At 30.5% G+C, this 23,710-nt stretch carries 17 protein-coding genes; 13 read left to right on the top strand and 4 right to left on the bottom strand.

From position 1 onward, the window contains the following. Positions 1–29: 29 nt before the first annotated feature. Together B5X64_RS08590 and B5X64_RS08585 are read right to left on the bottom strand one after the other, a co-directional pair. Positions 30–1,124, bottom strand: a complete 1,095-nt coding sequence (locus B5X64_RS08590; RefSeq protein ID WP_079464832.1) for a hypothetical protein — start codon at positions 1,122–1,124, stop codon at positions 30–32. A 1-nt stretch (position 1,125) separates the two neighbouring features. After that, complete coding sequence (locus tag B5X64_RS08585; protein WP_079464831.1) at positions 1,126–1,941, bottom strand: RNA polymerase sigma factor; 816 nt, start codon at positions 1,939–1,941, stop codon at positions 1,126–1,128. 381 nt (positions 1,942–2,322) lie between these two features. Here B5X64_RS08585 and B5X64_RS08580 point away from each other — a divergent pair, with 381 nt between their 5' ends. The 12 genes from B5X64_RS08580 (at position 2,323) to B5X64_RS08530 (ending at position 13,686) form a co-directional block, all read left to right on the top strand. After that, entirely contained in the window at positions 2,323–2,544 is a 222-nt protein-coding gene (locus B5X64_RS08580; protein ID WP_079464830.1) for a hypothetical protein, read from the top strand. Between the two features lie 487 nt (positions 2,545–3,031). Continuing rightward, positions 3,032–3,922: a hypothetical protein gene (locus B5X64_RS08575; RefSeq protein ID WP_079464829.1), complete on the top strand. Its 891-nt coding sequence runs from the start codon at positions 3,032–3,034 to the stop codon at positions 3,920–3,922. A 128-nt stretch (positions 3,923–4,050) separates the two neighbouring features. Then, the gene (locus B5X64_RS22780; RefSeq protein WP_123920928.1) at positions 4,051–4,302 is read left to right on the top strand and encodes a hypothetical protein; all 252 of its coding nucleotides are present in this window, start codon (positions 4,051–4,053) and stop codon (positions 4,300–4,302) included. Between the two features lie 144 nt (positions 4,303–4,446). Continuing rightward, on the top strand, positions 4,447–5,151 hold the full coding sequence (locus B5X64_RS08570) for a hypothetical protein (protein WP_079464828.1): 705 nt from the start codon (positions 4,447–4,449) through the stop codon (positions 5,149–5,151). A gap of 144 nt (positions 5,152–5,295) precedes the next feature. Next, the gene (locus tag B5X64_RS08565; RefSeq protein WP_079464827.1) at positions 5,296–6,258 is read left to right on the top strand and encodes a hypothetical protein; all 963 of its coding nucleotides are present in this window, start codon (positions 5,296–5,298) and stop codon (positions 6,256–6,258) included. Between the two features lie 283 nt (positions 6,259–6,541). Continuing rightward, complete coding sequence (locus B5X64_RS08560; protein WP_079464826.1) at positions 6,542–7,774, top strand: DUF4297 family anti-phage-associated protein; 1,233 nt, start codon at positions 6,542–6,544, stop codon at positions 7,772–7,774. After that, entirely contained in the window at positions 7,775–9,580 is a 1,806-nt protein-coding gene (herA, locus tag B5X64_RS08555) for an anti-phage-associated helicase HerA (protein WP_079464825.1), read from the top strand. A gap of 336 nt (positions 9,581–9,916) precedes the next feature. After that, entirely contained in the window at positions 9,917–10,900 is a 984-nt protein-coding gene (locus B5X64_RS08550) for a CBASS oligonucleotide cyclase (protein ID WP_079464824.1), read from the top strand. A gap of 5 nt (positions 10,901–10,905) precedes the next feature. Then, on the top strand, positions 10,906–11,415 hold the full coding sequence (locus B5X64_RS08545) for an HORMA-1 domain-containing protein (protein WP_164463440.1): 510 nt from the start codon (positions 10,906–10,908) through the stop codon (positions 11,413–11,415). A 3-nt stretch (positions 11,416–11,418) separates the two neighbouring features. Next, the gene (locus tag B5X64_RS08540; protein WP_079464822.1) at positions 11,419–12,303 is read left to right on the top strand and encodes an ATP-binding protein; all 885 of its coding nucleotides are present in this window, start codon (positions 11,419–11,421) and stop codon (positions 12,301–12,303) included. After that, positions 12,300–13,109, top strand: a complete 810-nt coding sequence (locus B5X64_RS08535) for an SMODS-associated NUDIX domain-containing protein (protein ID WP_079464821.1) — start codon at positions 12,300–12,302, stop codon at positions 13,107–13,109. The genes B5X64_RS08540 and B5X64_RS08535 overlap by 4 nt, the downstream gene beginning before the upstream one ends. Before the next feature lie 4 nt (positions 13,110–13,113). Next, complete coding sequence (locus B5X64_RS08530) at positions 13,114–13,686, top strand: hypothetical protein (protein ID WP_079464820.1); 573 nt, start codon at positions 13,114–13,116, stop codon at positions 13,684–13,686. A 175-nt stretch (positions 13,687–13,861) separates the two neighbouring features. On the opposite strand, the gene B5X64_RS08525 is transcribed toward B5X64_RS08530, so the two are convergent. Continuing rightward, entirely contained in the window at positions 13,862–14,836 is a 975-nt protein-coding gene (locus B5X64_RS08525; protein ID WP_079464819.1) for an HNH endonuclease, read from the bottom strand. Between the two features lie 2 nt (positions 14,837–14,838). Next, positions 14,839–16,920 (bottom strand): AAA family ATPase, encoded by a 2,082-nt coding sequence (locus B5X64_RS08520; protein WP_079464818.1) that lies wholly within the window; start codon positions 16,918–16,920, stop codon positions 14,839–14,841. A gap of 554 nt (positions 16,921–17,474) precedes the next feature. On the opposite strand from B5X64_RS08520, the gene B5X64_RS08510 reads away from it, so the two are divergent. After that, the gene (locus tag B5X64_RS08510) at positions 17,475–23,540 is read left to right on the top strand and encodes an NACHT domain-containing protein (protein ID WP_079464817.1); all 6,066 of its coding nucleotides are present in this window, start codon (positions 17,475–17,477) and stop codon (positions 23,538–23,540) included. Positions 23,541–23,710 lie beyond the last annotated feature (170 nt).

Below are 23,710 nucleotides of genomic sequence, written 5' to 3'. Positions count from 1 at the left end.
TTACAAGCACCCTCATTTATTTTTTCAAGCTAGCCGATGATCAATTCGATTCCGGCCTTTTCAGCTTTATATTTTATTTTGGTCTGTAAGTCATAATAACTCCAGTTGCGAAGTACAAATTCCTGTTCTTTTGCAATTCCTATTTTGTCTTCCTGATTTGTAAGAATAAGGGTTCCCGCCTGTTGCTGGATGCAGAAATCAATAAGCTTTCTGCTGTACAAATGAAGCCGATGGCTTACATATCTGCTTTCCAGATTTTCTGTTTTATACAATGCTTTTTGTTTGCGTTTTGCTCCGTTACCTGAACGTGCGTAACTAATGCCAGACTGAATCCTTTTCTGACTTGCCTGTATCGCAAGTCTGCGGTATAGAAACTCTTGTTTTGAGCCAATATTGATTCGCACATTATTGGCTTTTACAACAATAGGATGTTCCAGAGACAAGGAAGCTGCTGCAATGATTTCGGGTTTTAATGAGTGATTTTCCTTTTCAAATTCAAATACTGCAAGCCAAAAGATTTTTCCGTCTTTCAGTTGAATTTGTGAAGTGCAAAGTTTTATCTCTGCTTTTAATAGCCGTTCCATAATCAGACGCTTATCTGAGAAGTCTTGTCCTAAATACGTTTTAACCGGAATAGCAAACATATTGAAGCAAAACGCTTTCAGTTCAGAGTCATATCTCATTTTGCTGATGCATTTTACAGGAAGCGGAATTGGAATGTCTCTTTTAAAGTTTCTCAGTGATTTTGTACCCCGCCAATAGTCTGCTTTGTTTTTAGAAAAGGTGGATTGAATAGTATTGTTGAGACTTCCCAGAATATCAGTCGGGATCTCTCCTTTGAAACGGTCAAAGACCATTCGTGCAGTTGTATTTGTTTTCGAACGTGTAAACATTCCCATTTCATCTTTGTTTGCATCAGCCAGCTTGTATTGGACTTCTTCAGTTAGGTAAAAGAAATCCTTGATCATTTCCTGTACGTACAAATGGGAAACAATGAAATTAGCTGCACGGAAACAGCGGTTTTGATATCGGTAAAGTTTTTCCCACATCTCTTTTTTTTCGTCTGCAGGAACGTCAATCAGCACCTGAATTTTTCGGGTCAATGTTATAGTGGACTTTTCCATTTCAAAGAGGTATTTCGGAAGTGTTATGATTTTGTAGATGTTGGTACGCATATAGAAATTCACGGTGCACTTCCTTCTCAGGTAATTTGAGTTCTTTGGCAATAACTGCAAATGAAGCTTTTTGTTCGCATCTTCTTTTCATAATCTCTAGCTGTTGACTGCTGAGCTTTTCGGACTTCTCTTCATTGTTGAATGCTTTTTTTTGTGCTGGTTCAAAAGAAGTTTTGTTAAGAATTTTCTTTAGATCGTCTATAGCTTTAGTTACCTCATTGCTGATGTTGGTCACACTGCTTCCCATTGCTTCTGCGATGGGTTTGTACTGAAAGCCATATTCTAGGCAAAGTTCAATAATATGTTTTCTTTTGGAATCCAGTACATTTAAAACATTTTTAACTTCATCAAAATTTTTCTGATCAGATTCCTGATTGAGAAGAATTTCTTTATCATGTAGTGGATCGTAACCTGCAAGATAATCCTGATAATTTTCAAAACTTTCAAGAGACGCCATTAAACGGGCGAATTTATTTTTAGGAGCGTTGAAATAGGAGATGCAATCTCTTTTCATCACAAACCTTAGGAAGCCAAGAATATGGTTAGGGGTTTCAATGGAATCACGGTTTACCCATAGTTTAAGAAATACATCCTGAACAAGAGTTTCCACAACAAAATCATCATCAAACTTTTGTTTTCCAAGCCAAAAAAGAAGCCTTTTGTAGCGCAAATGAATATGATTGAGAGCAACGGGATTTCCTTCTTTCAGCAGTTTGTACAGCTGAAAATCCGTTAACTTTCGAGGCGAAGTGTTTGTTCTTTTCATAAGCAGTCTGTTTAAGCAAAATTTTTGCTGGAAGGAACTGCTTATATCTAAGGAAGAATTCTACTCACATTTTAAGCTTTATTTCTTTTAGTTCAGCACAAAAGAAAAAGCGTGGAACTCAACTTACCGACTAGTGGTACTGGCATACCAAGCAACGATAAGCGAGCCCACGCCGAAGTCGTGGGCACATTTACTTATCAACTCGTCGCTTTTTGAAAAGTGCCAGTTTTCTAGTCGAGAATCTAAGCAATAGCTTCTATATTTTTTGTGAACTATCGCAAAGTTACACTCTTGTAACTTGTGGTACAAATATATAAAAAATTATGACAATTCGGATTTGAGTCCGAATTATTTTATAGAATATCACTTTTATTTGTTTCTATGAAAGTTACAAATAGAAAGATTGTTGAATTTATAAGGGATACGTGGGTTGTTCCCTTGAATAATAATAGTCAGTTTGCAACCGAAAATAATCTTGACGAAAAAACTGTTAGAAGGATCAGAGAAGATACTACTTACCAAATTAGTTTAATTACTATAATGAGAATTTGTGAAGCTAAGAATATCAAGTTATCTAAATTCTTTGAAATGGTTGGACTTTAAAATAAGAAAATATGAAGAAATACTAACGAGAGTTAGTATTTCTTGTCTTTAGAAAGGTGCAACATAACTATCTAAAATTAGGTAAAAACACTGAGTTTTTATTTTTCCATTTTTATTATTTTTATTTTTTCTTAAAAATAAAGAAAAAGCAAAATCGTCATTCTGTAAAAGGAAGCATTTTGATTACTGCTATAAATGTAAATTAGGAGAAAATTATTTAAATTTTTTTTGCAATTTACGGTATCACGCAATTTGTTGATGATTGAAATAATTATCTTTGAATTCTCCATCAAAAAAATTAGATGAGAAAATGATCGTGAATCCAAAACTTAGGTTTGACCGAAATTAGACTGTATGAAACTAATAATCAATTCATCAAAATAAAATCTAACACTATTATCAAAAATGGCTTTGCGAATATAATATAGTCTGGATTGACGCAATGCGTAAATTTGGACGTTAGCAGCAAGCCTAAAGAACTAACACAATGGACAACATATTCAGAGACATAGAAGAAGCTGAACGTAATCGTAAATCGTATGCAGACAAAATTATTTCCTCAAAATATGATTTAGATAATCTATTATCTGAGTTTATGAGGATTTCAATGACATTTTATGAAAAGGGAACATCACCAGAAGAACATGCCAAATTTCCAACTAAAGACCTAGTAACACAGGTAGATGGAAAAGAAGTGTCAATTCCTATCAAACTGAATGTCTATGACGACCTAATTACTTTAATAAATGCAATGTATCCATCTCTTGTTGCACCATTTCATCATTATAACAATTACATTGACTATTACATAAAGGACTTCTTGTGGGACGACATTAAATATTCAATTAGTGACGATGACCCAAGAGATTCTAATGTTTTGAGAAGAACTAAATATCAAATAGAAATCCAAGCATTGCTAATGTCTATAAAAGCTGGCTTAGACAGGTTTGTGGGCTTCTTTTCTTATTACTACAAAGGAATTTCGCCTCACACGACATTTGGACGCTTTAAAGATGAGAAACAGAAATTTGAAGGATTTATGCATACTGTAGATTCTAACAAAGACACTGACACATTAATGGCCTTCATTCATACAAATTACTTTGATTGGATAAAGATAGCAGTTGCACCGAGGGACACAATTACTCATTACAACGACTTAGGACTGTATTATGAGTTCAACTCGGAAATACAAGGAGACATCCCAGTTCATTACAACGAAAGACTTATCAAAGAAAAAGGGAAGGAAAATTTACCAATCTATGTTTATTCACACGACACAATTAAAGAGTTTACAGAAAGTTGGTTTAGGTTTATACAACAAGCTTTTGGAGAGTTAATTAATAAAGAGCCAATAACATATTATCCTAAATTTTAGAATGACAGTCCGCAATCGAATGAAGGTAAGCCCAGCTGCTAACAGCACATTTGCAATAGGCGGGGTTTCGTGCTCCGCAGATAGTTTAATGGTAGCCGAAAGTTTTGTGCTACGTATAAACATTAGTGGTGAAAATCCCGCACATCGCAAATCTGCAAAACGTTAATACAAAGGTCTCAAAAAACGATCAGAAAATCAAAACTATGGAGTTTATTCATTTTGTAAGTAAAGCAACCTTCGATAGCATAAAGGATAAAGAACTTCGAGCAGAAAATCATTCGCAAGGTTATGGTATTTTTATATATCCATTGATTAAAATTGACTTTAAAGCACCTACCCTAAAAGGAAGCAATTTGATTACTGCAGCAAATACAACTTAGGAGAGAATTATTTAATTTTTTTTGCAATTTACGGTATCACGCAATTTGTCGATGATTACAATAATTATCTTTGAACTTTATATATTTAATCAAGGTAATATTTTCCTCATTACATGAATTATAAACAATTTTTAAATAACCATTATGAAAACAACAATTACTTTTTTCACTATTCTCTTATCAGTAATAACTATTCGAGCTCAAGTAGATATTGAACTACTGACTTACGACAATACTCAGGATATTAATTATTTTACCTCTGTTAAAAGTGGTGCTTTGATTAAAGAATATATCACCACCAGTAAAAATAGTGTAAAAGTTGGCGATACTTTAATATTAGGATCACCAACCTCCCAAGAAATGAGTACAAAAACTTATTCTGGCAGTTACGGTAACAGAGCAAGAGGAGGTGTAGCACAATCTAGGAGTACTTCCAAAAAAACATATGAATTTATACAATTAGGAAGACCTGCTGGATTTGGAAGTGTTATGTCAGCGATGGGTGGAAACGCACAGAATATGGCAGATAACAGTTTAAAGAACACTAAGGTTGTTGTAAACGAAATCAAGACATATCATAGAGGTAGTAAAAATAAACCTTTATACGTAGTCATGGTTTTGGGAGAAATAAATGGCAGAGCTTTCGGAATTAATAAATATTTGAGCGTGATGGATACAGAGTTAGGAATTGAGTCTGGTGAAATCCTTTTGAAAAACAGAAAAATGACCAGAGAAGAAGCAATTGCAAAATTAAAAGAAGCAAAAGAACTTTTGGAAATTGATATGATGAGTAAGGAAGAGTTTGAAGAATTAAAGAAGGAACTCGCTCCAATTATTACTAACAATTAATGCTAATATTTCTGTAAATAGATATTTAAATGAGTTCCGTACCAAACTCGCTCAAGTACTTTAAAAGAGTATCTCACGATGGTTAAAAATTAGATTACCTAAATTTCATAAATTCAAATATTTTTAAAAGCACAGACTAAAATTATGGCGGTATTTGCAATTCCAAATCCAAAAAAAACGATTCAAGTTGATTTTCCCCTTGAAAAGATTAAAAACAGCATTTTAAATATTCCGTTATTAAATAAAAATTATAGATTTTCTTCATCCAACGAAATATTTAATCAATTTACTTTTGAGTCATTTGAATTTTTAAGTATAGGTGTTTATTTAGACTTTCACCTAAATTCTATCAGCGAAAATAAAACCGAAATTAACCTTGAAATTAGGAGGAAAATAGGCTCTTTTAATCAACCTGCTGAAATTACTAATGCGAATATTCATATTGACAAATTATTTAAATACGTTGCGCAATTAACCTCAATGAGTGATGATGACATTACTTTGTTAAAACAAAGAACGGTTATTCAACCTCCTGTTAAAAAAAATGGTGGTTGTTTAAAGATAGGTCTTATAATTTTAGCTTGTATTGTTGGTTGTTTTTTCATTTTCGGAATAATTGGGATGCTTATGCACCATGATAAATCAGATAATAATCAGACAAAAGAAAACACCTATAAAATTCAAAGTGATACATTATTTGCAATAAATCTTAATAAAGGCTTGGATTATGAAGATGGCGATTATACCGTTAAATATGAACAGCTTTCAAAAGATTTAAATTCAACTTATGCAATCAGAACGAAAGACTATGATTTCCAATTTAGAAATGGAATGAAAGAGTTACACGTAATACCAATTTTAGAAAATGGTAAAACGAATAGTGAGAAGCGAAAAATTTACGACACAAAATTTGGTGGAGTGATTCCAAGACATTTAACTTTTGCGTTGAAGAATTCAAAAAATCAGAAAGGTATTTTTGATGTTCAATTTGACAGTAAGACAAATCCAGATAAAGTTGTAATTGTAAAATTTATAAGTGGTGATATCGATTTTTGTAAGAGAGGTGTTGTTTACAACGTTATGAATCAAAGGAGGGATGAGTTTTAATTTTCAAACAAATTAACAACTAGAATTATTACAATATTATTTTGGAAGTTCCCAACAATGATGGAATAGTAAACTCATTAACTACATTTAAGTGAAATCCAAAAATGATGTCGCCATCATTTAGAATGAAAAAAAAGAATAAGCACTTCAATACATTGGCAAATAGATAAAAATTGTTTTGGTTTTATAGATCAATTTAACATTACTGTTATTGGCCATAATGTAACGGCAATGAATAAGTTATTTCTTATGCTGAGGATGACAACAAACACAACAAAATAAAATGGCAGACAGAACCGCAATAGATACAATTCGAGGATACTTTTATCAGTTTGACTATTCTATAATTTCTCTACTTAACCTATCAGATGGCACAGAATCTATTTTAGTAGAAGGGGTAGAAGATATTGACATTACAACTGCGTCAGAAACAACAGCGATTCAATGTAAATACTATGAAAAGACTGAATACAATCATTCTGTAATTGCTGAACCAATTAGACTAATGTTGAATCATTTTAAAGAGGTAAAATTAGGTAATAAGGCTGAAATAAAATACAAATTGAGAGGCTACTATAAGGCAGGTCATTCAAAATTAGCTTTGCCCTTAAGTATTCAAAACTTAAAAGATAACTTTTTAACTTACACTAGGACAGAAAAAATCAACAATGTAAATACTAAAGTCAAACATTTTCATCACATTGAACTTGGTCTTAGTGATGCTGACTTAATTGAATTTATTAGATTACTTGAAATTGACATAAATGCGGTTGAATTTGAAAAACAATTTAAGGAAATTATAAGTCTTTTCAAGACAACATTTAATTGTAGTGAATTTTCATCTGAATTCTATTTTTACAATAGTGCATTAAGGGTATTAAGAGACATTTCTAAAGACACAAATCAATCAAATAGAAATATTACAAAAGCAGAGTTTTTAAATCGGGTAAATAATTCAAGGATATTATTTAATGAATGGTATGTCGCAATAAAAGGAGAAAAAGCTCATTATGCTAATTTAAGAAAGGAATATTTTAGTAATGTAAATATTTTGTTCAAAGAAAGGTTTTTTCTTTTTGAAATTGAACCAAGCTCCTATTCACGAAGTGATACAAAAACACTCTTAAATCTAGTTATTAAGAATTATACGAAAATAATAAATCAACCTACTCCATTTTGCCCCTATATATATATTCATGGAATAGATAATTCAGAGTTGATAGAATTAAAAAAGGATTTAACAGAAGATGAAATTATAATTGAAGATGGTTTTGATTATGAGGGAGCCGAATTCAATCTGAAATCTGTAATTAAAAAGCCAGCTCTTTCATATCAAATCAAACTTAAATTTCTGAATAAATTGGAATATTTAGAGGACACTCTCAGTTTAACTGGTAGACGGTCTGAAATTTATCAATTTTATTTAAAAGACATTTATTTCGATTACAATTCGAATTCTATTAAAGAAGTAAAAATTCAAGTCGAGAACCTAAATAAAATTAAAAACATATTATAGATGAGCACAGAAGAATCAATTGAGCAGAATGCTCAGGTTATTGCGGTATTTCCTGATAAAGTAAAAATATCTGTTAAAGATTTAGAAATATTCAAAAATGTTGACGAAACTTTGAAAGTGGGTTCATACTTAAAAATTGAAGATAGTGAGAACGCCAGTCTAATAGCCATAATTGAAAATTTTCAAATTTCAATTCGAGATATTAAAGATGAAAATGGAGAAACAAAACATGTTAGAGAGCATATTATTGAAGCATTTCCTCTTGGTGTTTTAAGAGATGGAAAATTTGAGAGAGGAGGAGATTCACTTGCTATACCACCTAAGAATGTAATACCTGCAACTGTTGAAGAGATTAAAAAAATATATGAAGAATCAATAGATACAATGGAAAGTTATACTTTCTCATCTTTATCATCTAATCCAACAGTTAGAGTTCCTGTAAATGGAAATAAGTTTTTTAACAAGCATATAGCTATCGTTGGATCAACTGGTTCAGGAAAATCTCATACTTTATCATCAATTATTCAGAAAGCAGTTTCAACAAAAGATGGCGATTTTTCATTAAACAATTCTCATGTCATCATTTTTGATATTCATTCAGAATACAAGTCAGCATTCCCTAATGCAAATTTTATTGACATTTCTAATCTTGCCTTACCGTATTGGTTATTAAACAGTGAAGAACTTGAGGAGATATTACTGGATACTGGTGAAAGAGACAATTACAACCAATCTTCGGTATTTAGGAAATTAGTTACAGAAAATAAAAAGAAGCACAATCCAAATCTCACAAAAGTGTTCTATGACACTCCTTTGTTTTTTGACATCACAGAAGTTCAAAATGCTTTATACAACTTAAAAAACGAAACAAAAAACTCAAAGTCTCCCAGTCGCTATATGGTTGTTGATGCTTCATATACATGCACGGATAGCAGTACAACGGTTGACACGGGTTTGTTATTAAGTGAAGAAGAAAAAATTGCCAAGTACTTTGAAGGAGAATTCCAGTTTCACCCTACAAAAAATCAAAATGTAACGAAAGGTGATTATGCAGAGGGAACACTTGACAAATTTTTTGTGAGATTTCAAGAAAAAATCAATCAAGACCGCCTTTCGTTCCTATTTGGTACCGATGCTAAAACCATATCTTTTGAAAATACTCTAAAAAATCTATTAGGTTATACTTCAACGAATAAATCAAACATCTCTGTTATTGATTTGAGTGGTGTTCCTTTCGAGGTTCTAAGCATTACTGTCTCATTAATTTCAAGATTAATTTTTGAGCATGGATATTTTTATAAAAGACTAAGGTGTAATTCTAATCCAAGCGAAACAATCAACAATGATGTTCCTATATTATTAGTATATGAAGAAGCACATAAGTATGTTCCAAATAGTGAACTAGTCAAATTTCGTTCTTCAAAAAAGTCAATTGAAAGGATTGCTAAGGAAGGTAGAAAGTATGGAGTGACGTTGCTTTTAGCTAGTCAAAGACCTTCTGAAATCTCGGAAACTATTTTTTCACAATGCAACAATTTTATCGCAATGCGACTTACAAATCCAGTCGACCAAAGTTATGTCAAAAAATTATTACCAGATTCTTTAGGTTCATTAGTTGACAAAATGACTTCTTTGAAACAGGGTGAAGCAATTCTTGTGGGCGAATCCATAATTTTACCATCAATAGTTAAAATAGACAGATGTGATCCACAACCTTCCTCAAATGACATTCCATATTGGGAACTTTGGAAAAGTGAATGGAAGGACATGAATTTTGAGGAATTAAAAAATGAATGGTACAAATAAATGCACTACCACTACTAATATGCTTTCATAGGACTTGAAAAGCCAGTAACAAAGTATATTCGTCACTCTAATAATTACCTAAGTAGAAAAATATCTATCTGACACTCTGTATATCTTGGTTGAGAAAACTTAAAGGACATGAAGAGCTTGTCATTGCGACAAATAACGACATTGAGAAATTTGGTAATGCCTCCTTGATTCCAACAATAAAAAATACGAACCTAGTATTAAGAATTAGCTGATATTTAGTTTAATAACAAACTAAAACTGACATAAAGTCCGATACGAATAAGTGGACAACTGTTTGATATATTATATGTATCAAAACTAAGATTTATGAAGTTATCAAATCAAGAATTGCAAAACTTTATTGAAAAGATCAAACTCCAGCCTGAAAATATGGGTAAATACAGAGATCAAATCAATAACTTAAAAGAAAAACTAGAAAAAAAGATTTCTGATGATAATAGTCACGGGCTAAAAGTCCAAAAGTATATTATTGCTGGTTCTTGGAAAAAGCATACGATTTTGAAACCCACCGGAGAAAATCCTATTGATATAGATTTAGTGCTCTTTATTGCTGGAGATAAAGAAATTCATAATGATTTACCTAAATTATATAATTTCATTATTTCCTATTTAGAAAGCATATATCCACAGAAAGATATTCGAAGAGATGTTGATGCTAAAGGGAATACAAAATCAATAACAATTTCTTTTAGTGGAACAGGTTTACAAGTTGATATTGTTCCTGTAGTTCCATTGACTGATATAGCGGATTATGTTTGGCAACCGAGTCGACGTGGAGGAAAAAAATATATTACAAGTATCAGCAAGCAATTAAGCTTCTCTCTTGAAAAAAGACAAAATAATTCATCTTACACGTCAATTGTCCGAGCAATAAAATGGTGGAAAAATTATAAAGAATTACAGCCTACAGATAATGAACCAGGTTTATCATCATTTTCAATTGAATTAATCGTTGCTTATTTAGATGACAACTATGGTATACTAGAAAGTATTGAGGAGGGTCTCATCCGATTCTTTCAATTTGTAAGTAGTCCATCATTTCCTATAATTCAATTTAAAGATTCAATTAAATCAGTTCCTGTCAATTATGACTCACCTATTTACATTGCTGACAATACTAACAAAGAGAACAATATTGTAAAACGTCTTGATAAAAACAAATGGGATGAAATTATTGAAGAAGCTGAAGATGCTTTTGATACCTTAAATATTGCCGAATCAAAAAATAATAAAGGAGACACTATTCAAGAATGGAAACGTGTTTTCGGACCAACTTTTAATTTAGATTAATGCTTATGTACGGAACAACTACAAAAACAAGCACTTATACAGTTTTAGATATAAGAAAAACTTTCGAAGGCTGTGAAGCTGATATTAGAACAATTGCAAGAAGAACTGGAAAATGGACAATGGAATATGTTGATAAAATATTCTATGACATACTTCGATTGGCTGAACATGAATATTTATATTCAGTTGATGTCGTATTACTGAATAGCGAGACAGGAAGAGTAATTCGAGCTTCTAAATTTATTGTAAATTCTATTGGAACATCTACAGAAAGTGAAAGAGCAGGGAAGAATAATGATTGGACTGACATTCCAAACACAAGATTATCAGTCATTTTGGCATATACTCAGAAATGGAAAAATTTAAATGCAACAGATAAAGAAAATTTTTCAAAAGGGTTTAAGTTATCATGGACGGCTTCCTCTATTGATAATTCATTTCCTAGTCTTCAAGGTTCCAATGCTCAATTATATGCTAGCAAAGGATATGAATTACAAAAAACCAACTATAAATAATTTATGAGTAATATTTTCGACAATATAGTGGAACTACCCAGTAAGAATATCCACGAAAGAACAAAAAATTTGGTCGGTTTTGATTCAAAATTTGATAGAATATTCTCAAATTTAAAACTCCTTCTAGATCAAGAAGGGCTAATTGAGTGGAGCAAGAAGTTTCATAAAACTGAATTACCTATAATTTCCCAACTTCAAGAAAAATATCCTTTAATAATATTATCCGGAGATGCAGGAACTGGAAAAACCATTTCTGCCGAAGCGATTGCAGACAGGATGTTGAGAGAACTTAAAAAAGATGGCTTTTTCTTAAAACTAAGTACCAGGGTCAGAGGAGAAGGATTACATGGACAAATGGGAAATTTAGTCAATGATGCATTTAGTGAATTAAAAAATCAAGCAGGTAAGAGACGAATTGCTTTTCTGTTGATTGACGAAGCAGACGCTATTGCTTCCACTAGGTCAACAATGCAAATGCACCAAGAAGAAAAAGCAGCAGTAAACACACTAATTCAAAAAATAGATGAATTAAGAGAATTAAATGGAAGAGCTATTTTATTTATGTCAACCAATAGACTTCATTTTCTTGATGAGGCTATAATTCGAAGAGCTGCAATAATTTTAGAATTCGAAAGACCCAGTTTTGATGAAAGAATGCAATTATTCGAAAAATCAATCGGGGAAATTGGATTAACCAATGACGAATTAAAGTCTTTAGCAGATTTAACTGGAGAAAAACATAATGATGGTTTAGCTTTTTCTTTTTCAGACATCCGACTGAGAGTCTTACCTGAAGCTGTATCTAAATGTTTCCCATCAAAGCCATTAGACTTTGAATCGATTCAAGAAACAATAATTCAACTAAAACCAAGTCCAAAAATAATATGAAGGATAATGTCATAAAATACACAATACCCGTTTTGCTAATTATCATCGGATTTTTTGATGATGATTTTTGGCATTCTCCATTTACAAGGGCAGGTATAATTTCGTTAATAACATTGGTGTTAGGCTGGTTAATAGATAATTATAAACAATTATGGTTTTTGTTTCAGACTAAAGTTTTATACTGTTCAAAAGATATTAGATTATCAATAGCATATTTGTATAGAATTAAAGTGGAAAATGAATATCTTTTAGTTAAAAGTAGAACTAGAGGGTATTACCAGCCTGTAGGTGGATGTTATAAATCGCTTCCAAGTAGTAAAACAATATTTGAAGAATTAGGAGTAAAACCAGACAGGAAATTTGAAACAGAAAAAGGAATTGCAAAAAACGATTTAAGAGTTCATGTTAAAGGAAAAAACGTGGTAAAATTTTTAAAATGGTTTAACTCAAAAAAAGATCGTGAAATATCTCCTTGGAGAGAATTTTGTGAAGAACTTATTTCTGAAAAGATATTGCCGAATTGGGAATTTCGCTATATAGATTACGAATTTAAAAAGAAAATTCAATCACCAATTATAAACCTTGATAGTGGCGGCAAAGGGATTTTTGTATTTGAAATTTTCGATTTATTAATTAATGACGAACAACTACCTATTTTAAAAAAATTAAAAGATACAAAATCGGATAAATATATTTGGGTTTCTGACAGTATAATCCAATCATTAGGTCATAACGAAAGTGACAAAGAGTATAATTTTGAATTAGGCCCTCAAACAAAATATGCTCAAAATTTAAAATGGGAATAAAAATATGAGTAATATAAATAAATCACCAGAACAAGTCACAATTAAGCTATTGAATCAAGAGGACTGGAAAATTGTTAAAGAAATAAGCATTGTTTCAACAAACCAATTTGGTGTTGAAATTACTATTGGTATTATTATTTATGATCGTCAAATTACAAGTGATTATAAACTTAACGATGATCAGGAACCAAATCCAATCGAAAAGTTAATAGATTATCCTAAGCAAGAACTATTTACAAATGACGAACTTGATGAATTAGTCTTAAATGCGGTAAAAAGTAAATTTCCAAAATCGTTTGTAAGAAGTCATCAAGTTTTATGGGATTCTGATGAAAAGAAATTCGACTATTTAATTAAAAGACCTAGTGAAAAAGCCTTTTTAGAGATTCGCCCAGATTTTTCAAGTATCGATATTTATAGTTTAAATGGTCAATCTTATCCAGTTTTCAATAAGGAAATAAATATTTATCAAGACTTTACACTTGAAAGTATAAAATCTCTTTTTTTTACAACTAACTGCGACTTCGAAAGAAGAGAAAGTTTAATCACAGAACTCTATAAATTGATATTCAAGTAAAGATTTAAACTTAGTGCGGATTTTTGCATGACAATAACTTCCATACTCTGCCCAATTTTTCTGTGGAAGTCGAATTTACAAGGTCTTTATAAAGGTTTAGGAAATGTGGTATTGATTGGCTTTGAAAGGCAGTATTTGGCTTAAAAATAGGATTTAATTTTGTTTGCAATACGTTTTACTTTATCAGCCCCAATTGTTTAGCAATGTCCATTGTCATTTTGCTAAATGGTCTTTTATGGATATCTTTTTCTTTGGTGTAATTACCAACAATTACTCTATCAAAATCATTTTGACTTAATGATAATTTTGAAAAGTTCTTTTGAAGAATGTCTTTGAAACTTTCATTATAAATTTGGTTCTTGACAATCAATTCTGCTATAATATCCTTTTGAGTGTCGTGAATTTCTTTTATACTGAACATATTTTGTAGCGATTGATGACCAGCTACTGCTGTAGATACATCATTAAATAGAATTTCAATACTTTCAGCATCTTTCGTTACTAAATAATCACATTCGGAAGATTTAGTGATTTTAAAGTTATAATCAGATTTTGAAAGTTTTGATGTGATATCTGTATAAAGAAAAAAATTGATTGGTGTAGAACTTTTTCTTTTGTTACAAGAAGCACAACAGGGATACAAATTAAATAACGAAATGCTTAAAAACGGAAAATCACTTTTAGGATAGTGGTGGTCAACTTCGAGTCTTGCGTCAATTTCATTATTCTTCTTAGTGATAACAACAGTTAATTGAGAATTACAATAAACACAAGATTTTATTCCAATCTTTCTAAAATATTTTGGATAAAATTTATCTCGGCAATTTGTATAGTTAAGGGCATTTTGAATAAAATGAGTTAGTTGTTTTTTCATGGGCTTGAGTTCTCCATTCACCATCTCAAAACGGGAATTTGCAGGCAATAGTCCAACTACTCCTTTAATAGCTTCTATTTCTAAAGGGCTTTTTGTTAAAAATGAGATATCTTGAAATTGAGTAATGACGTTGTGAAGGTAAGTTTGTTCAGCTTGATCAAATATGTTTTCATTAATTGCCTGAAGTTTTTGCAGTGCAGAACTTCTTTGTTCTTCTATTTCTACTTTAAAAAACTCCTGAACGCTTTTTGCTTTATTTATATGTAACGAAATCATGATTATTTATTTAATAGTTTAGTTAGCTTGTCAATTTGTGATTGAATGAAATTGGTTTCATCATTTGGAAATGCTTGACTGTACAGTTCCATTAAACTATTATACAAAACTGGTTCACCAACTATTGATATAATAGAAGAGCATTGTGTTTGTTCTATTTCTTTATATCTAGAATTTTCAATTTCAATAGATTTAATCTCGCCTTTTATTATAAAAATTTTATTTTTTTCGGACTCTTCATTTAATAGACCGTTGAGCATTTCTATCTTTTTATTATTAATCTTCAATGTGAGACTTTCAATAACCGATTTTATTTGACTTTTTGCCCATTCCCCCATAAACCCCTTTTGCATAAAAAAGTCATTTGCTAAGAGGTCGTGTACATTTGCGCCAAAGGTTTCGTTGCCTTCTATATGAGGCTCTCCTTTGATTAATTTCAAAACAAAAGCGTTTGGAATATCTGATAAAATATATGGTGAATGAGTTAAAAAGGTAATGTTTAATCCTTTAATATGTTTTAAATTCTCAGGATTAATTTTACCAATATAATCTAATAGATCAGCAATGTATGTTCTTTGCCATTCAGGGTGATAATAAAGTTCTATTTCGTCTAATATGATGTTGATATAGTTATAATGAATTATTTTTTCGGACTCTTCTGCTTTTTCTTCCTTTAGCTGTTCAACAGAATTGAGGTTAATAAGATGATATACAATAGAACTAATACTATGTATTTTTTGTTTTTCTCCAGAACTTAAAGAACCAAATGAAGAACCATCTATTGGGACTATGTTAATATAGAAAAAAGAAGGAGGAGACATCATAAAGGTATTCACCATAAATGATTCTTTTTTCTGTATCTCCTGTATCTTTTTTGACAATTCATCAATTTCTAAACTGAAAGGTTTTTTAAAATCGAGATTGGGTAACAAGGTCTGATAATATTTTAAGTAAAGAATAGCTCCTTTTACCTTGAAAACGGCGTGACTGTCACTTTCTTTTATTCTCCTGATATACGCATTTATATTTTTTATATTTCTTTCTTTCGGTTCTCTATATCTTTTGAATATTTTATAATCAGAAAAAGCCATTTTAATGAGCTTCTTATGAATGTACGAAAGTGTAACATTCACAAATAAATCATTATCAAGTTGTTGTTCTGTTATTTGAAATCCAAAATGTTGCTGAAAGGCTTCAATTAATTTTTCTCTTACTGTTGAATCTATGGACTCTTCTAGGGTTGCATTAGGATTAGGATTGTATGACAGTTCCAAAGCAGATGCAATTTTATTGTTTGCAATATTGCGTAAACTGTTTTCTTCTTGCCCTTCGGTTATAGGTTCAAGAAGATTGGCTAATAATCTTCTTGTGAGCAAATATTTTTCTTTATTGATGTCAATAATACCATCGGTTCGCATTGGATTTAATACAATAGGTGTTTGATATCCATCGTTTTTGTGAAATAATGGATTAATCCAATCTCCAATTTCTAAAGAGTTCAAAGCAAAATGAGAGTAATTAACAACTATCGTATAAAAGAACTGTTTTAAATCATCAATGCTTTTAATCTCTTGCTTTGAAACATTCGCGACAAACTTATTGTTGTTTCGTTTATAGGTTTGTTGATAAACATTACCTTCTTTAAAAACAACATTTATTAGAGTGTTCAAATCAACAGAATATAAAAGTTCAAAATCTAAAAATTTAAAAGGTTTCCGTTTTCTACGGTTCTCATCTTCTAATAAATTTAGAATACTTCCAATATTGTAATTTGCCCAGTATAGTAATTCTATTAAAGTACTTTTACCTGAACCGTTTCCACCTACAACAGCATTAATGTTAATTGGAATATTATTTATTGAGGTTTTTAGTTCATATAAATTGACATCTGTTTTAGGTATGTATTCTACCTCTGAAAAGTCATTTTTCTGAAACTGATACTCATTTCGGAATTGGTAAATTTGATTGTTTTTTAAATTTTTTGAAGCATCTAAAGTCAATAAAGAATTTTTACGAGTGTCTTTGGTTGGTAGCATTTTACCAACATTTATAGCTATAATTTTGAAGTTTTCTTTGTTACTCATTCTGTACAATAATTGTAATTATTAGTGATCTAAATTACATTATTTTTTCCTCTACAGTGAGATCATGAAGGTTTAATTAATCATTCTTGTAATATAAAAGTGCTAGATTTGCTCAGTTAGCTTTATATTTTTACCGAAAACTCGTAATATCTATACCATCTTCTATATAAATTTGAATAATTGCTGTTTGATGAGTTTCAATTATTGTTCTATCGAATACTTTCCACTGCCACCTTCTGCTTTTCAATTTCTTTTTTCTCACGAGAATAAACTCAAAGCGACAAAAGTCCAAAAATAAGCGGTGCATAAGCTACCCCTTTATCAACCTTTTTAATCAATTTGATGAAAACCAAACTTTCATATTTTTGAGGTAATTCTCTATCCACTAATACAAATGTTTAATAATCAATATGTTGCATTTTGTTCGAAATCAGTTAATTTTTCTCGATTTTTCAACTGTTATAAAGATTTATATTAAAATATTACCTATATAATGAATTGGTAGATTTTAATCCTAAATTTAAATAGTTATTTTTGTAATAAAACTTACTTCAATGGATAATGAAATAATTTCGGCAAAAGGAGAAAGAGCTGCTATGGGAGGATATTTACCTCAATTTGATGAATTTGCATGGTTTGTTTATCTTAATTTAATTAATAAGAATCTTTCTTGGATAAAAGTTGCAGATCCGGAAGCAGAAAAACTCGATGACATCCAATATTCTACATCTTCAGAAGTTCATGCATATCAAGTTAAATGGACAATTTCGGAGGCAAATATATCATACACTATTTTTACCAACCTTTTACCAGTAATTTTCTCAAGTTGGCAAAATTTGAAAAGAATTAATGTAAATAAAAAGGTTATTCCACATTTGATTACAAATAAAAAATTATCAGAAAATGATACTATAAAAGTCGGAAATAATAAGATAGGAAGCTTTCATGATTTTATAAAAGAGGTTTGGAAAAAACTACGCAATAAGAATACAATTAGTGATAAGTGGAAACCCGTCCTTGAAGATTTAAAAAAAATACTTAATGTAGAAGAGAAAGAATTTAACGAATTTGTTGAATGTTTTGACTTTCATTATAATTATAAACAAAGAGAGTTTAGTGTTGCAAAGTCTAAATACTTGAGAGAGGATAGTGATCTACAAGACTTAAGCAGATTTATTATAGAAAAAGTCGCAAGCCCTGTGCGACTTGTAGAGTTCTCACGACTCCAAATAATTCAGGAACTAGGTTGGGAAGATCGCTTTAAAACTACATTCAATCATGATATAGTAATCGATAGAAAAAAATATCAGCCTATAACCAGCAGTTTAGAATTATTAGATTCAAAGGTAAATGACCTAGAATCTGGCTACATTTTTCTTTCAGGAGGACCAGGCTCAGGTAAATCTACGTTATTAAACCAATGGTCTAAAGCATCCTCTACAAGAGTTATTAAATATTATGCTTTTGACTTTGCAAATCCATCTTCACACTTAAATTATTACGAAAGAGGAAATGCAATCCATCTATTTTTTGATTTAGTTTTCCAAATAAAAGAAGCAGGTATTTACAAGAGAGATATTTTACCATATAAGGATCTTGTTTTTTTAAAAGACGTATTTTATGAACAAATAAAATATATTGGTGAAGAATATAATGAGTCTCAACAAAAAACAATTATCATTATTGATGGATTAGACCATGTTCCGAGAGAATATAAATCAGCTTCAACCAGTTTCCTTAGAGAGCTTCCACTGCCTGCAACATTACCAAATGGTGTCATTATTATTTTAGGTAGCCAATCTTATGATTTAAGCGACATTCCACAAGAGGTTAAAAGTGAATATCAAAATTCTGAAAGAACTATAAAAATTGACTCTTTAAGAAAAGAAGACGTTTACAATTATATAGATAACGCAGATTTCATTGCCGAAATAACTATTGGTATAAAATCAAAAATATATGAGAAATCGCAAGGTCATCCCCTATATTTATCATATTTGGCAGAAAAATTATCAAGAATAGAAAGTTTAGAGGAAGCTATTGATCCCCTTCCAACAATTGAAGGAGATATAGATAACTATTATAAAAAGATTTGGGAACCAATTAATCAAGACGAAAACTTAGTTAGTTTTTTAGGTTTAATTACCAGAATAAAAGGCTTAATAAATATCGGTTTTTTACAAGAATGGTCTTTTGAAAGAGCAACACACAAATCATTTAACGAGAAAGCGAAAATTTTATTTAATGAAGAGAACAAAGCATTGTCTTTTTTTCATAATTCATTCAAGCAGTTTTTGTTAACGCAAACAGCCATAAATTATTTAAATAAAGATTTTGATTTCAGTTTACATCGTAGTTATCATAAGCAGTTAGCAGAGTATTATGATAAATCTATTATAGAACCAAAATGGAATCAGAATTATCATTTGTTTGAATCCGAAGATTATGATACATTTTTATCGGTAGCAACTCCGGAAGATTTCACGGACCAGTTATTAAATTTTAGGCCGACAGATGAAATTAAGAAAGATATAAATTTGGGTATTGAGATTAGTAGAAAGCAAAATAGTTTAATTGTTCTCCTAAAATATTTGTTTTGTTCTGCTGAGATTGAAAGAAGGTTATTTAATATTGATCCCGCATCTCTAACGGAAGAACTTTTACAAATAAACAAGTTTAGTGAAGCTGTAGGATACTTAAGATCAGGAAATGTATTGCACTGTTCAGAATCTTATGCCTTAAAAGCCTCCAGGATTTTTTTTAATTCTGGATACAAATCAGAAGCTGAGCTATTATACAATTTAGCTTATCCTGAAGTTATTACTAATCAGAAGATACTAATTGAAAATTCGCATAATTATAGAGAGACTAAAGATTCCTTGGAGGAATGGGTAGCGACTGCTGCGTATTTTGAATCGATAGACAACATTTTATTAGCTGTTAATAGTATTGAATTTTCTAATGACTCTGAAAATAATAGATTTGAAGAAAAAGATTCAGATTTACGTATTCAAATATTAGAAAGTCTGGGTCATAGTATTATTCAGCAGAATAAATGGGATGATTTCACCAAAATTTTAAGTAGCATAAATACTAAAACAAAAAAAGGTAAAAATGCAATATTTCATCTTTTCCAAAATGCAATTGAAGAATGTATAGATACAAATGATAATAATCGAGCAATTGAATTTATATCTTCTATAAAAAAACATTTTACGATACAAAGTACAACACCGATTGGAAGAATATATATTGCTGATCTGATTTTCAAAGTTACTCAGGATACCAATGAAGTTTGGGAGTGGATCAAGAATATTGAACATCCTTCAAAAACCACAACAAAAGAAATAGATTTAGGATATAGTGATTCTTTGGATCCATTTATTCCATTAATAAAGTTTAATAAATTACTTAATCTTTGCAATAAAGGAGTATCTATTACTTCTGCTATTCCCTCTGCTGCTTCTGGAAGTGATGAAGAAGTATTAGTTGAGTTTGAAAGAATGTTATGTTTGATTTCTCAGGTACTAAGTGAGGGAATAATGGGAAGTTTCTCGGGAGAAATTACTCAAAGGATGATTCCTGTTGTCAAATTTTATTATAAAAAAATTTCTCCACGCAATAGTTATTGGTATAAAATACAACAGTGCAAAGAGGAATATTTTGATCTCCTAATTCACGCTGTATCATTGACCGGAAAAGAAAATATAAATAAAATAGCTCATCAGCTTTTTTTAGAATTCGATAGCAATAAAAAATACTGGAATAGTAAAACTCAACGACATATAGTTTCATCTCTTATTGAAGAAGATTATTCAAAAGATATTTGTCTAGAACGATTGCAAACAATTGAAAGTTTCATGTTGGATAATCATGATATTGATGGGCGTGTAAGAGAATGTATTGATCAGGCAAACATTTACTTTCAAATTAATGAGAGTAATGAAAGTGAAAAATGGTTAAAACAAGCAATACAAGAATCAATAGGAATAGGCTATCGTAAAGACTATCAGTTTAATACTTGGATAAGGTGGCTGCGAAAAATAAATAAAGTAAATCCCACGGGTGCTTCTGATAGAATTGTATGGTTCTTATCACACCTTAATCATATTAAAGAGACTACAGAGGGAAGAGCATATTGGGATGCTTCAGAAGATTTACTGGAAGTAGGTTTTGAAAATAATTTAAATGATGGAGTGCAACAGTCTAATTGGCAAATAAAAAATGGGCTGATAGATTTTAATGAGGCTTTGGCTCTTTTTATAAAGTATTTTATTAAACAGATAAATACGGAACAAAATTATAATAGTGCTATTTACCTATATTGTGATTTGTATTTATTCTCATCAGAATCCACGAGTATAGAATTACTTACAGGAATTCTAAAAAAAGGAATTGAAATCTGTGGTGAAAATTTTTTCAAAAACCAGCTTTCATACATTTTAGACAGTATAAATATAAATGCATTTGACGCAGAAAGGATATATCTTTTAAAAGAAATAGACAATTTTTTTGTAACCCATAATTTGAATACGATAGATTATTTTCCGGATTTTACTCTTCCAAATGGTAGTGAAAAAACTGATTCATCCTCAAACGAATTAGTTCTGAAACCAGATTATAAGAGATTATCTGAAAATCAAGTTCTTGAACATATAAAGAATTATGAGGATTTTAAAGAAATGCTGCAAAATGAAGATAAGGGTAATTCGTATTTTAACTGGTCAAAAGTCATAGATAAGTTAGAACCTATAATTTCTCTTGATAATATCAAAGATATTAACAGCTTTGCAAAAATCACAAAAAGAGAATCAATATTTTATTCGAAAATGAGTGAAATAGCTTTGAATAAAGGAAATTCTGATTTAGCAAAAGATTTGGCTGAGAAAAGTATTGAATTGTCGAGCGAATCGGGATGGGTAAAACATTATGATGGAGGCTCAAGAATAGAAGCATTTAATGCTCTAAAAAAAGTTGATTCCTCAAAAGCGACAAAAAAGGCTTTTGAGGTTTTCTCATACAATGTAATTGAGACAGACTATCCTAGTTCATATTTTTATGATTTAAGAGACATAATGGGATTATTAACAGAAAGCTTTCCGGAAGTAGAAATCTGGAATGAAATTTTTGAATATCTCCAAAGACTAATGTCTAATAGTACGCCTTCAGCAGATTTACCTTTATTAGAATCATTAGATATCCCGTCTGAAAAGATATATGTTGACTATTTGGTTGAACTTTTAAAATCCCCTGTTAACATAGTCAGAGAAAAAGCAATAATACTATTTGCAAAGTGTATTGCAGCGTATAATGAGTATGCAAGCAATTATCTTATGGAGAGAAAGCTTAATGATTACTCTATTATTGAAATCATAGTTTCGCTATTTCATCTCAACCCAGAAAAGGCTGTTGATTTTGTTACAATACTCGAAGAATATGCAGTGTCTAAAGATTTTGAGATTAGAAATGATGCTATCGAAATTCTTGAATTTTTAGGAAAAGATATTCCGCAGATTAGGTTTAATGCGCTACCTGCTATTTACTCCTTAGAAATTCCAGAAATAAAATCACTAAAATTGGGAAGAAAAAATGATTCATATTTTCCAGCATCAGATGTTAATAATCCTAATGATTTAATAAGGCCTTTTGGTTATATAATTAACTATATATCAAGAATTTCAGAACTAGATAAGTCTAACTTATTGGTAAGAACACAATCTTTGATGAAAGAGTTAGGCAATGAGAATGAATGGACTATTGAGTCTGAAAAAGAAATAAGAAGTCATCTAGAAGAAATTAATTTAAAATATTCATTTCATAGACCCCGAGTTATTACAGCATTAAGGGCAATGATGCAATTAGCCACTGAATTGATAGATTCTCATACATGTTACAATGAAGAACTTAGAGAAATATTAATATCTAAAGATAAAAGTGTTCCATTTTTTCACACAATAAAAAAGCCAACTTTCATTCCAAAAATTGAAAAAGATAAATTTGTAAGAAAAGATTGGATTGATAACATTGAGGATAATGTAAGATTGCAGGAAGCTAGTTTTATTATTTATGATAATGGTTTTAAAATTATAGGAGAATATAATATTATTAAAAATTTAGATTGGGGAAGTCCATCAGAGGAGTTTTCATCGCAAATTACGGTCTCAGATAGTATAGACGATTCTGAAGCCTATATCTTTGGGACAGTCTTTCATAAGCTTAGTGATAATTACCACAATCTACGTGGGGGAGGTCATTTTATAATAATTCATAGAGATCATAGATTTAATCAATTTGATATAAAATCAAGATGGATAGCACTAAATCCTGTTTTAGCTAGACATCTTGATTGGATTCCAGAACCCACAAAATTATTTGCATGGAAAAATAAATCAGGAGAATTAATGGTTGAGTCTATTTATTGGGCAAATGGCAATATGAATATGACTCCTATGAAAGATGGGGAAGTTGGAGAAGGGTGGTTTGTGATTGCTTCTGATAAAGCCATAGCAGAAATTCAAACAGTTGAAGAAAAACTATTTTTTCAAAAAAAATTAGTTAAATCAATATATGATGATAGTGAGCTAATTGAAAATGAAAAGATTACAACATTTGAATTATAAATTATCATATTGAGTTAGTATCAGAATTAAGTGATGTGGGTTCAGAATCGCCCGTATGAAAACAATTCTCAGACATGATGTCAAGAAATGTAGAACTTGAGTTCGCAAGATTGTAATAAATTTCGATAAACAATGGACAGTTTTATTTTAAAATAATGTTAGGAGTTTTA

The sequence above is a fragment of the Chryseobacterium balustinum genome, from assembly GCF_900168205.1.
Lineage (GTDB): Bacteria > Bacteroidota > Bacteroidia > Flavobacteriales > Weeksellaceae > Chryseobacterium > Chryseobacterium balustinum.
This window is presented reverse-complemented; position numbering and strand designations above follow the sequence as displayed.

What these genes read in the sequence shown, in the direction of transcription:
- B5X64_RS08545 (WP_164463440.1), top strand. Translation starts at nt 10,906, where the DNA reads ATGTACGGAACAACTACAAAAACAAGCACTTATACAGTTTTAGATATA.
- B5X64_RS08590 (WP_079464832.1), bottom strand. Translation starts at nt 1,124, where the DNA reads ATGGAAAAGTCCACTATAACATTGACCCGAAAAATTCAGGTGCTGATT.
- B5X64_RS08575 (WP_079464829.1), top strand. Translation starts at nt 3,032, where the DNA reads ATGGACAACATATTCAGAGACATAGAAGAAGCTGAACGTAATCGTAAA.
- B5X64_RS08550 (WP_079464824.1), top strand. Translation starts at nt 9,917, where the DNA reads ATGAAGTTATCAAATCAAGAATTGCAAAACTTTATTGAAAAGATCAAA.
- B5X64_RS08585 (WP_079464831.1), bottom strand. Translation starts at nt 1,941, where the DNA reads ATGAAAAGAACAAACACTTCGCCTCGAAAGTTAACGGATTTTCAGCTG.
- B5X64_RS08580 (WP_079464830.1), top strand. Translation starts at nt 2,323, where the DNA reads ATGAAAGTTACAAATAGAAAGATTGTTGAATTTATAAGGGATACGTGG.
- B5X64_RS08560 (WP_079464826.1), top strand. Translation starts at nt 6,542, where the DNA reads ATGGCAGACAGAACCGCAATAGATACAATTCGAGGATACTTTTATCAG.
- B5X64_RS08525 (WP_079464819.1), bottom strand. Translation starts at nt 14,836, where the DNA reads ATGATTTCGTTACATATAAATAAAGCAAAAAGCGTTCAGGAGTTTTTT.
- herA (WP_079464825.1), top strand. Translation starts at nt 7,775, where the DNA reads ATGAGCACAGAAGAATCAATTGAGCAGAATGCTCAGGTTATTGCGGTA.
- B5X64_RS08530 (WP_079464820.1), top strand. Translation starts at nt 13,114, where the DNA reads ATGAGTAATATAAATAAATCACCAGAACAAGTCACAATTAAGCTATTG.
- B5X64_RS08535 (WP_079464821.1), top strand. Translation starts at nt 12,300, where the DNA reads ATGAAGGATAATGTCATAAAATACACAATACCCGTTTTGCTAATTATC.
- B5X64_RS08570 (WP_079464828.1), top strand. Translation starts at nt 4,447, where the DNA reads ATGAAAACAACAATTACTTTTTTCACTATTCTCTTATCAGTAATAACT.
- B5X64_RS08510 (WP_079464817.1), top strand. Translation starts at nt 17,475, where the DNA reads ATGGATAATGAAATAATTTCGGCAAAAGGAGAAAGAGCTGCTATGGGA.
- B5X64_RS08540 (WP_079464822.1), top strand. Translation starts at nt 11,419, where the DNA reads ATGAGTAATATTTTCGACAATATAGTGGAACTACCCAGTAAGAATATC.
- B5X64_RS08565 (WP_079464827.1), top strand. Translation starts at nt 5,296, where the DNA reads ATGGCGGTATTTGCAATTCCAAATCCAAAAAAAACGATTCAAGTTGAT.
- B5X64_RS08520 (WP_079464818.1), bottom strand. Translation starts at nt 16,920, where the DNA reads ATGAGTAACAAAGAAAACTTCAAAATTATAGCTATAAATGTTGGTAAA.